The following is a 12,249-nucleotide window of genomic DNA, read 5'->3' as shown; positions in this document are numbered from 1 at the left end:
CTAGAGCAAAAAATTGTGGCGATATATCTAAAAAAATATTTTACAGCTTGATTACTGGATGCATACTTAAAAATTACAATACCAAAACAAGATAAATACAATTTGAGTTTATTATTATACAGCGAGGAGGAGATTTAAGTGAAAATTAATAGTTGTGTAAAAAAAATAATGGGTGCAGCTTCACTATTAGTGTTAGCTATATTATTTGCAGGATGTTCAAGTACCAAGGCATCGTCTAAAAAGGTCATTCACGTTTCTTATTGGCATGTTAATGCTCAGACACAGGGAGGAACGTCAGTTGATGAACTTGTAAAGAACTTTAATAAAACACATAAATATATTAAGGTTACAGCAAAATATAATCCTAATATGTATCAAGGGTTAATGCAAAATTTGCAATCTGCACAGGCATCAGGGAAAGTACCGGATATAGTTCAAGTTGGTTGGGCGTACACAAATTATTTTGCGGATAATTTTAAATATTTAACACCAACAGATGCTCAGAGTAAGTTTGACGCTAATAAAACTTTTATTAACAAGAATTTTAGTAAACAAACATTGTCTTTTGCCAAAGACAGCAAGAGTAATCTGGTAGGACTTCCATATTCACTGAGCACACCTGTATTATATTACAACAAAACGATGTTGGATAAGTACGGAATAGGTGCTGACAGTTTGGAAACTTGGGAAGGCGTGCGTGCTGCAGCTAAGAAGATTAAAGAAGCGAGTGGGAATTATGGCCTTTACATCCAGGAACCCGGTGACACATGGGCTCAGCAAGCACTGCTGCTGAGTAATGGATCACAGATTAAAAAAGACGGTAAGGCGGCTTTTGCAAGTACCAATGGAAGTAAAGCATATCAGTTTTACCAAGATATGGTGGTTAAAGAGAAAACAGCATTACATACCCCATGGGCCCAAGGAATTGATGACTTTCTGAATGGAAAGGTAGCAATCGCATACACGACCGTAGCACAAGCTTCACACATTAAGAAAAGCTCTAATTTTGATGTAAAAGCAGTTACTTCACCACATTTCAAGGGCCACAAGGCAACGGTACCTGTAGGTGGATCGATGCTAGCAATAACCGCACAAAAGAGTGAACAGCAAAAAGCAGCATGGACTTTTGAAAAATATATGTACAAAAACAGTTCATTAGTGACATGGAGCAAAGGGACTGGCTACTTGCCTCCAACACAAAGTGCACTTACTTCACAAGATTTCAAAAGTTATTTGAATGAAAATCCAATGCTGAAAGCTGCTACCAGTCAAATTAAAACAGCTGTTCCATGGACCTCATTTTCTAAGAATGGGTTACAAGCAGAACAAACAATGATTGATGCACGCGATAAGATTTTATCGGGCAGCAATGTGCAAGAAACACTAAAATCTGCTCAGGAGAAGATCAATGAACAGCAGTAGAAGCAAAAATAAGTTTTTAACGATTGCTTATCTTTCGCCAACAGCATTGATTCTGTTGGTTTTTATGATTATTCCGATAATTTATACATTTTATTTAAGTTTTTATGATTGGAACTTAATCGCCCCAACAAAAGATTTTGTAGTTGAAAAATTACACTAGTATTTTTACAGATCCGGTGAATCGAAAAGTATTGACGAACACTATTTTTTATATATTACTCTTGTTGTTTTTAAATTTTTTAGTTCCATATCTTATTTCAGTAATAGTAAAGTTTTTCATCAACAAAATGCAAGGCTCGTATAAAATAATTTTCTTTATTCCAAGTCTATTTTCGCTTGTTGTCGGGGCGATGTTATTCTCATGGATAATGAATCCTGTTTCGGGACCGGTTGCTTTTCTATTGCGACACGTGGGAATTGTATTACCTAATTGGACCAATTCTAGTGCTATGGCAATAGTAATGCTGTGCTTGATAACCAATTGGAAGGTTTTTGGATACAATTTTGTACTACTTCTGACAGGTCTGGGGAGTATTCCGCAGAACGTTGTTGATGCGGCGAAAATGGATAGCATTCCCAGATGGAGAATGATTTGGGACATTGTACTACCGTTAAATAAAGGCATTGCTTTTTACGTTCTTATTTTAACGATCGTTCAGGGCTTGCAATATGTTTTTACACCTATCAGTGTTATTACACAAGGTGGACCGTACTATGGATCCTCTAATATTTTCTACCACACATATCTAAACGCTTTTGTGCTTTATAAGACAGGGAATGCTTCCGCACTGGCTGTAATTACTTTCATAATTTTTTTGGTATTACTTTACGTGGAAATGAAATTTGTTGAAGGAAGGACAGGCGAATATGAATAAGCTCAAAGAAAGTGGATGGCACATCATATTGTTAGCTATTTGCTTGATCCTCTTGCTACCGGTTGTTTTTATGATCTCAAACTCCTTTAAGACATTGCAAGATTCTTACCATTCGATGCTGCAAATAATCCCAATGCATCCAACAGTTAATAATTATACAACATTAGGAAGGCAAGTAAATTTGCTACGCCTTATCTGGAATACATTCTTTATGGCAACTATCGTAACACTGGGTAAAATAATTACTGGATTGCTTGCAGCTTATGCCTTTAAATATTTTTCGTTTAAGGGTAAAAGATGGGTATATTTGGTTTTTGTTTCAACGATTTTTGTACCATTTACTGTAATTATGATTCCTAATTATTTAGTGATTTCCAAGATTAATTTACTAAATACGGCGTTTGGAGTAGCATTACCTCAATTATGTGATGCGACAGGAATTATGCTTTTTTTAAAAGCGATGGATAAAATCCCTAATAGTTTGATCGAATCTTTAGAAATTGACGGAATTTCTTCGCATAAGATCTTGAAGGATATTGTGATCCCAATTTTACGACCAAGTATTATCAGTGTCGGGGCAATTTTCTTTATTAATTCATGGAATGAATATGTCTGGCCTACGTTGATTTTGAAGGATAAAAGCAGTTTTACTTTACCACTGGCTTTGCAAAACTATATTTCAAGTGAAGGTGGCACAAACTTTCCATTAGCGATGGCACTCTCAACAATCATGATTGTTGTGCCACTGATTATTTATCTAATATTTCAACGATATATTTTAAATAGTATTAGCAGCTCAGGATTAAAATAGAAGGGGAGCAGTTATGGGTAATAAGGCAGCTTTAGAATTGAACAAGGTAACAAAAAAGTATAAGAGAACCGATGTTATTTCGAAAATGAACTTAAAGGTTAGGAATGGGGAATTTTTGGTGCTATTAGGACCATCCGGTTGCGGTAAGTCGACTACTTTACGTATGATGGCAGGTTTGGAAAAACCAAGTGATGGGCAAATTTTAATAGATGGCAAAGATGCGCAAAAAATGACGAGTTACGAGCGAAATATTGCAATGGTTTTTCAAGATTATGCTTTATATCCAAATATGACCGTTTACCAAAACTTAGAATACGCGTTAAAAGTTCATAAAGTAAGAAAAAATGAACGTGAACATAGATTGAAAAAAATTATTGCAACCCTTGATCTAGCGGCTTATCGAGATCGTTTGCCGGGGCAGTTATCAGGTGGGCAAAAACAACGTGTGGCTTTAGGTAGAGGGATGGCAAAGAAGAGCAGAATTTTTCTCTTAGATGAACCACTTTCGAATATTGATGTTCAGTTGCGTGAGAAAGCTCGAGATGAAATACAGAATTTACACGAGAAAAATCAGCAGACAATCGTATATGTAACACATGATCAACTAGAAGCAATGGCGTTGGGAGATCGAATTGCGATTATCAATGAAGGAAAAATTCAGATGATTGATACGCCAGACAATATTTATAATCATCCGGCTAATCTTTTTGTGGCTAAATTTGTCGGAACACCACAGATCAATATTTTAGAGATTGCCTATCGAAAAGAGCAAATTTATCTAAAAGATAAATTATTACCTTTAAGTGTTGAATGTTTGAAAAAAGCAGCTTTATCGGACGGAAAATTACATTTAGGAATAAGACCAGAGCATGTAAGCGTAAAGCGTGAAAAAAGAAATGCGACAGGCCTTGAATTGCCTGTTAAAGTCGAGCAGGTTATTGACTATGGGCGCTACCAGCAACTTTTATTGAATATTGGTGAAGAGCAAAACATTAAAGCAATCACTACTAACAATGAATTTAAAAATGGTGATCTGGCATATGCTTCATTTTCTGAAGAAAGAATTTTATTTTTTGAGTACACTAGCGGGATCAATATCGAAAGCTAAGAAAGAGGTGCATAATGAAAGACACATTGATTATTCAAATTTCGGATACACATTTAACATCTATGGGAAATAAGCCATCCTTTAATCAGCGATTAGATCCATATGATAAACTAAGCCTTGTATTTGCCGATATAAAAAAGATAAAAAAAAAGCCGGAATTCATTGTGGTAACAGGTGACCTGATTCATGAAGGAAATGCAACTGATTATGCTCATCTGCGAGAGATTTTACATTATAAGGAGCAAGAATTAGGGACCCCGATTTTTGTATTACTAGGAAATCACGATAGAACGGAGGCTTTCTATCATGGCTTTTTGCAAAAATCAGTCAAAAACAAGTACTATCACAAAGTTTCCGTTAATGGAAAAGATAACTATTTTTTGGATACGACCTTTGGAAATATCGAACAAGGCTATCTTGATAAAGAACAGCTAGACTGGCTTGGTGAGAATTTGAAAAAAGAGCCAAAACGCCCAGCTTTAATTTTCATGCACCATCCTATTGCAGGGGCTTCTTTACATCATATGCGATTTAGCGTTTTACAAAATGGAGCGGATTTACTGCGGGTTTGCAGACAAGGAAATATTCAAGGTATCTTTTCGGGACACGTACATTTTTCAACAACCTACTCAATAGATGGAATATTGAATAGCGTTGCTGAATCAACCGCTTACCATATCGATTGTCGAGATAAACACCAACATTATGTAAGTGATGCATCAGGGTATAGCATAATCACGCTTTCAGATAAAATGGAAATCGGGGTTGAAAATAGATATCTTTATTGTGGTCAAGAAACAATCAAGAAAATTGATGTTGCACAAACAGATTTTATTGATTTAAAAACTATAATGTAATAACAAGCAGTTGTAATTTTTAGGTTTTTAATCAACCAATTCCCTTAAAATAAAAACTAAAGTGATTACAGGTGTAAGAATAAAAAACAGCAAATACAAGGAGAAATAGCCAACTAAAGAACCCAGTATATTGCCGGAGTTTTGAGGGTTATGTAGAATTATCACTTTGTAGCTGAGAGCGAGTATAATGTCATTTTGCCGAAGATACTTCAAATGAGTATTTTGGGCTTTTTTAGACTTCTTCTGTGTAAAATGTTGTGAATTTGAATGGGAGAATGGAGTGCTGTTTATTATCATTGCCAATAATAGTAATTTGAAAGCATTTCATGAGCTATTAAGTTATTATTGAGTTAAAGACTTGAATGATTCTAAGTTTACTACTGAATTTTTACAAGTTCTCACTAATAAGAGACATTTTGCCATCTATAATCTGGTAGATTTTGTCTGCATTGTTTTTTAGACGCATATCATGGGTAACAACAATTATCACCTTATTACGTTTATGAGCTAGTTCTTTTAATAACCTCATTACTTCGCTAGACCGTTCAGTATCTAACGCCGCTGTAGGTTCATCTGCCAAAATATACTCTGGGTCTGTATATAAGGCTCGAGCGATTGCGACACGTTGTTTTTGCCCGCCTGAGAGTTGATTAGGGTATTTTTCCTTCAGCGAAACAATATCTAGATCCTCGAGTAATTGATCTAACTCTTGAGCTGACGCATTATTTTTTTTAACTTTATCTACTAAGTCAAATTGTTCTTTAACGGATAAAAATGGTACTAAGTTATAGGATTGAAGAACAAACCCAATTTTATGTAACCGAAGTTGAGTTTGTTCCCTTTTGTTCAGTTTTGTAATTGTTTTATTATTAAGTTTCACATTACCAGAGGTTGGCGTCTGTAGACCGCCTGCAATAGTTAAAAAAGTTGTTTTTCCAGAGCCGGATGGTCCAACTACTAAAATTAATTCCCCGCTGTTAGCTTCAAAGTCTATATTTTTCAAAGCAACATAACGGCTGCTGCCTGAGCCGAAGATCTTATTAACTGATGAAAAAACTAGATTTGACATACTTATCCTCCAATTACTTTATATGGATCAACCTTTGCTATTTGGTAGATCGGAATAATACTGCCGAATAATGACATGAGAATAACACCAATACTGGTAGATACGATATTAAACGCATTGATGACAATGGGCACCTCACTAGGTATCAAAATTGTAGTGGCAAAACCAAGTAAAATAGCGGCTAAAACTCCAATTATGGATATAATTAATGATTGAGACACTGTGTTTAGCGTTAAAAATTTTGTCGGAATACCTTGAGCTTTTAACACGCCATAATTCGGTAATTTTTGAATTGTTAAAATGTACAGAAAAATTGAAATAACGATGAAAATAATGATATAGAGAAAACCAATCATAAAATTAAATGTAGTCTTTTGAGCGCTGTAACCCGGTAACTTGTTAATAAATTGCTCAACGCTAAGAACCATAGCATTTTTGGGCTGCCTAATTTTGCTTTTAACCGTTAGTATCGCATTAATTGTTCCACGATTTAGCGGTCTAATCGTTGTGAAAGAGGTATACACAACTGGTGTCGCACTGAGAGTAGCATGCGGCGTAAAGCCGACAATGCGTAATTTAACAGTGGAATTGTTTAAATATAAGGTGTCGCCAATTTTAAAACCATTTTTTTTGAATATGTCTGACACAAGAGCAGTTCCGTTTGAAGTGAAATTCTTTCCATTAAGAACAATAAGGTTATTGTAGACGAAGGAATTTTTGGGTACCGCAATAATTGTCGAATTTTCTTTCAAACCTTTTTTCGACTTTACTATAGAGCTGTATTGTGAAAGTGCTGTTCCATTAGTTGATTTGATGGTCTGATTAGATAAAAAGGACTGTGCTAATCGACCCTCAGAGTCCTTATCCAGCACAATGGTTTTAGCCCCCCATTCATTAACAGCTGACTTGTTGAGGTTCGCTAGACCAGAAGATAAGCCCGTTAGAATAATCAGCAAATAACTTACTAGGAATATTAATGCCATCACTAATGAATAACGTAATTTTTCATACCAGATTTCTTTAATAGCTAAAAACATATCATTCTCCTAATTCATATTTTGATATTGTAAGTGTTATATTAAGCGCTTGTCTAAAGACCACTGTGTACCATTATATAGTATTTGTAGTAAATGGGTTGAAATTTAACTCACTAGAGAAGTGAAATAGTGTAAATTTTTAGAAAAAAGCAGCTTAAACTAATAAAAGCTCAATAATAATTAATAAAGAGCAACCAGTTGGAAAAGGCAGTACAAAGCGGTAAGATTTAGTTTCTCTTATCGCATATGCTGCCATTAAAAGCAGCAGCCATTATTTTTGGGCTGCAACTAATAAGTGCTTCGAAAAACTAGTAAGATTTAGTATATTGGTTTCAGAAAGGAGGCGCTCAATTGAAAATAGCTGAGATTTTAAAGTTAAATCGGCATAAAAGAAATTGGTCGCAGCAAAGATTGGCTGAAGAACTGCATATTTCACGACAATCAATTTCAAAATGGGAATGTGGTGCGGCTGTACCAAGTTTTTGGGATAAAAATAAAGTTTGGCTCAGCATAGTTTGTGGTTTGGTGCTGGCAATTGTATTTTATGCAGCATCCTCTTCTATGCAGATTAGAAGAAATACAGTAGAGGTATGGACAGAACTCCCCAAAGTAGCGCTCTTAATAGGTCTTGCTTGTTCAATCAACTGGCATAAGGCTACAGCGGCCTTCTCAAGGCTTAGTGTGTGTCTTCTATTTATTCTGGTTGCACTTTACTTGTGGCCTAATATTTATGATTTTATTAGTGGTTACGTCAGTGGATACAATAATTATTAAAAATTGTGAGTTAGGCGCTTGGATTATTAAATAGCATAATGCTGTGAGCTTAAGGAAAGGCAGCCCCCAATTTTTGATGAACAATGGGGTACTTAACCCGGGTTAAGTGCTAATATATGATCTTGCTAATGTACTTTGTTAGGGTTAACTTCGTCAATGTTTACAAATCGAGTTAAGAAGGAAAGTGTGACATATGGAACACGTTTATACGAAATAAAAGAGGAACTGTGCCAAAAGTTGACTTTTGACACAGCTCCCTTTTTTGCAAAAAACATTTAGTGTAACTGTAGCTGGTAGCAGTAATTGAATAATATCAGGACAAGATCTGCTTCTGGAAAATCAACGAGTCAGCCAGTCTGTAGCACTTTTTACAGGAGAATTACTGAACTGATCTGGCTCTATTTTGTCATTTAAAAAATTTTTGCCATTACGTGTTCTGACGCTATTAGTAGTTAAATTCATCTGTGTCCCATCAAAAAGAGTGAAGGTCTGATTGACACTTGTATAACCTGCACTGGCTGTACCAAAGTATCTAACATTAGACAATCCCCACAATGACAAGGCGGTTAATTCACCAGAGCTAGCTGTCAGGTTGTTTATGATTACAGCTATTTTTCTATGAGAAAGTTTTTGGGGATGGTTGACTTTAATTGTTGAACTGCCAGCGTTGATCATCGAGCCGAATAGTTTGATAGCTGTAGCTTTTCCAGATTGACTAACAAAAGAAAAAATTTCTCCATTAGGTAGCAGAGATGAAATTCCGCCAATCATCGGTCCCATGTCTCCTCCGGTGTTATTGCTTAGGTCCAAAATTACTTTTGAAGTTTGTGTTTTCTGAAGAGCTTCGTTGATTTGGTTGGCGTAAGCATTGCCTTGTTTAGCTGAGCCTGAAAACTCTGGTTCGTGAATATATAGTATGTTGTCGGAATATTTTATGGTGGGTGGGGAGAACTTGCTATTCATTTCTCGTGAGCTTTTAGTCAAAATAGAGGAGTGTTTTCCACCTGCAGTTTTTATTGCTTTATTTAATAAGGGGAGAACTTGTTTGTAATTCTTCTTTGTCTTAATTTTTGTTAGAACTTGTTTTTTTGTAGTTCTCCATAATTTGCTATCAGTATAAATACCATGTTTATCCATATCGTTAAGTGCGACCTGCCCATATTTTGCAGCAGATGGTGGAAACAGGTAAAAATTAAAATATGGTCCATATTGCATAGCCCATAGAATAATAAAATAATTAGTGCTAAAATTATACCAATTATTTTGAAACCTCTATGTTTCATGATTTTTTGTTCCTTTCTATACGAAGTATTGGGTTACTCAGTTTGATGAAAGATAAAAATTAGAAGAAGCCAGCATGTTTTCATGCCAAAGTTGACTTTGGTTGGTGGCACTTGAACACGTTTCACATCAAAACTGTGTTTTTTTCTGAACATTTATATTTTAATGCAGGGTAAGACCATACTCCAAGTTACGAAAAGGCAAAGAAACTTACATTTTGTTATTTTTTATTAGATCTTAAATGCGCTCACTGAAAAAATGTAATGGACTCAGTTAAAAAAAATCCAATTATTAAGATAGTTTAATGCTTTAAAAAATAATATAAATAATTTGTTTATAAGCTTGCTTAGCGATATACTGAAAGCACCAGCTTGAAGAGAACGTAACAGTGGTCAGCTCTAAATAATGTACACGACTTTCTAGCTAGGCTGTCACTCATAAATCTTATTTCGCTAAAACTGTTACAAAAATGAAAGGTGAGAAGCAATGAACAATAATTCTAAAGTCAGAGATGAAACAAGAAAAGATATACAAGAGTTATTCGAACTTTTGAAAAAACGCACGGATCAATCAGCAGAGTTGTTGGATATTAGCGATGTCTTAGCGCAAGTTTATGTGAAGCTAGATACTGTAAAGAATCCAGAGGCACTGGTTAACAGACTCGTTAATTATATACGCAGTGTTGCGATTGAGGGAAGAATTCATTTCCCACATGAGGAAGAAAGCTTAATGATAGATTTAGGTGTAATCGGACAAAAAGCGGGCTTAAATGGCTCATATATGTCTGATTATTCTGACAAGTCGCAATTCTACAGTTATTCTGAAAAGGTACCACACCACAGTTGATTCAAATGATGTTGGTATGGCTTTAGTTCTAATTCCTTCAGCTTCCCGAATGGGAGTTGCATTATTTTGCCGAGGGCAACAAGATTTAGTTACATTACAAGCACAGCACTGAAAGTTTTTTAAAACTATAACATTGAACGTTTAAGCATTCTAGTTCAATCAAAAGCTTATCTCCGTTTTGGAGATAAGCTTTTTTAATACTATGTTTTTATTCACCTGAGCTAAAGTTACACATTTTTCAAACCTGATCTTAACAGTAAAAATAAAAATTCGTGCCATCACCGATACAAAAATATTTTTTTGCTTCCCCCAAACTTTTTAAGTGCTTTGATGACCTATTCGGTTTGCATGGCAGCCACTAAAATTATCCAATAAAAGAATCATTTACAACCCTATATTCATTGTAATTAACTTATAATCATAGTAACATAACGATTAAATGTTTAATAAGTTATCACTAAAATATAAAACAGGGGGAGCTATATGATTTTTAATAAAAAAGAGCATTATAAAATGTACAAAAATGGCAAAAAATGGGTGTTCGCTACGGTGACGGTTGCGACAATTGGCTTGACCGGTTACATTGAAAGTGAATTAATTGTTCACGCTGATAATAGTGATGCGGCATCATTAACATCTTCCGTAGGGGATAATAGCTCAAGCAAATTAGATACCACAATGACATCATCAAGTAGTGTAGAGTTCGCAAGTACCAGTGCAGAAGGGGCAAGCAGCACAACATCTTCGTTGAGTGCTGCAAATTCTTCGAGTGCTGCAAATTCTTCGAGTGCGAACACTGGTGTGGAGAAGACAAATAGTACAACGGCTACATCAAGTAGTGAGGAGTCCAGAAGTACCAGTGCAGAAAGGACAAGCAGTGCAATAGCTTCGTCAAGCAATATAAATTCTTCGAATACTAGTGAGGAGAAAACAAGCAGTACAACACCTTCGTCAAATAGTAAAAATTATGCAAATACTATGTCAGATGTAGCAGTGAGTTCAAATGCTGAAAAAAATATTGCGGATAGCAACGAATCAAGCACAGCAGCTAGTTCAACTTCAAGCGACAAAAAAGCAAGCTCTGAGTTGAATTCAGCAAAAGCGCAAGCAACAGTTATGGGAACGCAAACTCAAGCGGCTCCTAAGTCAATTGATGCTGATGCATATTTGAAAAATCTAGGAATTGATATCAATAACCTTAATGAAAATAGTGTTTTAAAATTGGCATCGCTCTTTCATATTTTCGCCAATCAATCTAGTTTGAATGCCGACACTAATGGTAATCTGGCAGTTGCATTATTAGATAATTCGAATGATTTTGGTACTCGGGGAGAATCTCAAAATTTAACCAGCGGTGACGTGTATTATATTCAGCAGTTATCTAAAAATCTGCAAAGTAATGCTTTCAGAAATAAAAAGTTTAATCATGTAGTTTTGGGCAAGGATATCGATGTGAAAACCGATGGGGATCAGGTGTGGATTAATGGAATCCTAATGACGGACTTAAAACCGGAGAATGTTTACCAAGATACCGATGGGAATAACTATATCGACTTCGCACAAGTTTTTGATGAGCTAAAACAGAATTCAACTAATTTCTCCACGCAATCAGACTCCACAGGTGTGAAAATAGATTTTTCAGATATGAATAGACAGTATGTGGATGTCACTGACGCAACAGCAACCAACGGAATTATTTATGTAAATGTGCCCTTTGAAAAACTGAATGGTCCTCAGCCAATAACAATCAAGGGAATTTCAAGCGTACAGAACGGTTCAACAATCGTTATTAACGTTACTGGTATCCCAGATGGCGGGCAAACTGTTTCAACACAAGTTCAGTTGAATTATGATGATGGAACAAATAACTTGCCAAATAGTGAGTCACATACCAAACCTAATCATGTTCTCTGGAATTTTGGAAATGGTAACCAAGTTTTTAGTTTTAATAGCGGTCGCTTTATGGGAAGTATTTTGGCTCCGAATGCTACTGTTAACGCAGGTGTAAATATTGACGGCAATATTATTGCAAATGTCGTTAATATTGTTAGTGGTGAATCACATCGTTGGGATATCCATCCAACAGGAAGCACGACTGGTTCAACGACTGGCAGTACAACTGGTTCAACGACCGGCAGCACAACTGGTTCAACGACTGGCAGTACAACT

Annotated in this window: 12 protein-coding genes; 9 read left to right on the top strand and 3 right to left on the bottom strand. The window is 35.6% G+C overall.

Annotated features, from left to right (window positions below):
- Nucleotides 1–138: 138 nt before the first annotated feature.
- Genes JCM15457_RS08515 through JCM15457_RS08495 form a run of 6 tightly spaced genes read left to right on the top strand, consistent with a single transcriptional unit; the run spans nucleotide 139 to nucleotide 5,073 of the window.
- On the top strand, nucleotides 139–1,422 hold the full coding sequence (locus tag JCM15457_RS08515; protein ID WP_034989302.1) for an ABC transporter substrate-binding protein: 1,284 nt from the start codon (nucleotides 139–141) through the stop codon (nucleotides 1,420–1,422).
- Entirely contained in the window at nucleotides 1,409–1,582 is a 174-nt protein-coding gene (locus JCM15457_RS12415) for a hypothetical protein (RefSeq protein ID WP_235725654.1), read from the top strand. Before JCM15457_RS08515 ends, JCM15457_RS12415 begins: the two co-directional genes overlap by 14 nt.
- Complete coding sequence (locus tag JCM15457_RS08510) at nucleotides 1,566–2,297, top strand: carbohydrate ABC transporter permease (RefSeq protein WP_235725651.1); 732 nt, start codon at nucleotides 1,566–1,568, stop codon at nucleotides 2,295–2,297. Before JCM15457_RS12415 ends, JCM15457_RS08510 begins: the two co-directional genes overlap by 17 nt.
- Complete coding sequence (locus tag JCM15457_RS08505; RefSeq protein ID WP_034989301.1) at nucleotides 2,290–3,108, top strand: carbohydrate ABC transporter permease; 819 nt, start codon at nucleotides 2,290–2,292, stop codon at nucleotides 3,106–3,108. Before JCM15457_RS08510 ends, JCM15457_RS08505 begins: the two co-directional genes overlap by 8 nt.
- 13 nt (nucleotides 3,109–3,121) lie before the next feature.
- Nucleotides 3,122–4,216, top strand: coding sequence for an ABC transporter ATP-binding protein (locus tag JCM15457_RS08500; RefSeq protein ID WP_034989300.1), 1,095 nt, complete (start codon nucleotides 3,122–3,124; stop codon nucleotides 4,214–4,216).
- Between the two features lie 14 nt (nucleotides 4,217–4,230).
- Complete coding sequence (locus JCM15457_RS08495) at nucleotides 4,231–5,073, top strand: metallophosphoesterase (RefSeq protein WP_034989299.1); 843 nt, start codon at nucleotides 4,231–4,233, stop codon at nucleotides 5,071–5,073.
- Between the two features lie 388 nt (nucleotides 5,074–5,461).
- Here JCM15457_RS08495 and JCM15457_RS08490 read toward each other — a convergent pair whose 3' ends face one another.
- Together JCM15457_RS08490 and JCM15457_RS08485 are read right to left on the bottom strand one after the other, a co-directional pair.
- Nucleotides 5,462–6,142, bottom strand: a complete 681-nt coding sequence (locus tag JCM15457_RS08490; protein WP_034989298.1) for an ABC transporter ATP-binding protein — start codon at nucleotides 6,140–6,142, stop codon at nucleotides 5,462–5,464.
- A 2-nt stretch (nucleotides 6,143–6,144) separates the two neighbouring features.
- Nucleotides 6,145–7,179, bottom strand: coding sequence for an ABC transporter permease (locus tag JCM15457_RS08485; RefSeq protein ID WP_034989296.1), 1,035 nt, complete (start codon nucleotides 7,177–7,179; stop codon nucleotides 6,145–6,147).
- A gap of 351 nt (nucleotides 7,180–7,530) precedes the next feature.
- Between JCM15457_RS08485 and JCM15457_RS08480 the strand changes: the two genes are divergently transcribed.
- A complete protein-coding gene (locus JCM15457_RS08480; protein ID WP_034989294.1) occupies nucleotides 7,531–7,953 on the top strand; it encodes a helix-turn-helix domain-containing protein in 423 nt (140 codons plus the stop codon).
- A gap of 339 nt (nucleotides 7,954–8,292) precedes the next feature.
- Here JCM15457_RS08480 and JCM15457_RS08475 read toward each other — a convergent pair whose 3' ends face one another.
- Complete coding sequence (locus JCM15457_RS08475; protein WP_161633671.1) at nucleotides 8,293–9,090, bottom strand: S41 family peptidase; 798 nt, start codon at nucleotides 9,088–9,090, stop codon at nucleotides 8,293–8,295.
- A 630-nt stretch (nucleotides 9,091–9,720) separates the two neighbouring features.
- Between JCM15457_RS08475 and JCM15457_RS08470 the strand changes: the two genes are divergently transcribed.
- Nucleotides 9,721–10,080 (top strand): bacteriocin immunity protein, encoded by a 360-nt coding sequence (locus JCM15457_RS08470; RefSeq protein WP_034989290.1) that lies wholly within the window; start codon nucleotides 9,721–9,723, stop codon nucleotides 10,078–10,080.
- A 483-nt stretch (nucleotides 10,081–10,563) separates the two neighbouring features.
- Nucleotides 10,564–12,249: collagen-binding domain-containing protein (locus JCM15457_RS11720; RefSeq protein ID WP_051993396.1), on the top strand; the 1,686-nt coding region annotated here is incomplete at its 3' end.

Origin of the sequence: Liquorilactobacillus sucicola DSM 21376 = JCM 15457 (assembly GCF_000612445.1) — a bacterium.
Classification (GTDB): domain Bacteria; phylum Bacillota; class Bacilli; order Lactobacillales; family Lactobacillaceae; genus Liquorilactobacillus; species Liquorilactobacillus sucicola.
This window is presented reverse-complemented; position numbering and strand designations above follow the sequence as displayed.

What these genes read in the sequence shown, in the direction of transcription:
- JCM15457_RS12415 (WP_235725654.1), top strand. Translation starts at nt 1,409, where the DNA reads ATGAACAGCAGTAGAAGCAAAAATAAGTTTTTAACGATTGCTTATCTT.
- JCM15457_RS08505 (WP_034989301.1), top strand. Translation starts at nt 2,290, where the DNA reads ATGAATAAGCTCAAAGAAAGTGGATGGCACATCATATTGTTAGCTATT.
- JCM15457_RS08500 (WP_034989300.1), top strand. Translation starts at nt 3,122, where the DNA reads ATGGGTAATAAGGCAGCTTTAGAATTGAACAAGGTAACAAAAAAGTAT.
- JCM15457_RS08495 (WP_034989299.1), top strand. Translation starts at nt 4,231, where the DNA reads ATGAAAGACACATTGATTATTCAAATTTCGGATACACATTTAACATCT.
- JCM15457_RS08490 (WP_034989298.1), bottom strand. Translation starts at nt 6,142, where the DNA reads ATGTCAAATCTAGTTTTTTCATCAGTTAATAAGATCTTCGGCTCAGGC.
- JCM15457_RS08485 (WP_034989296.1), bottom strand. Translation starts at nt 7,179, where the DNA reads ATGTTTTTAGCTATTAAAGAAATCTGGTATGAAAAATTACGTTATTCA.
- JCM15457_RS08475 (WP_161633671.1), bottom strand. Translation starts at nt 9,090, where the DNA reads ATGGATAAACATGGTATTTATACTGATAGCAAATTATGGAGAACTACA.
- JCM15457_RS08470 (WP_034989290.1), top strand. Translation starts at nt 9,721, where the DNA reads ATGAACAATAATTCTAAAGTCAGAGATGAAACAAGAAAAGATATACAA.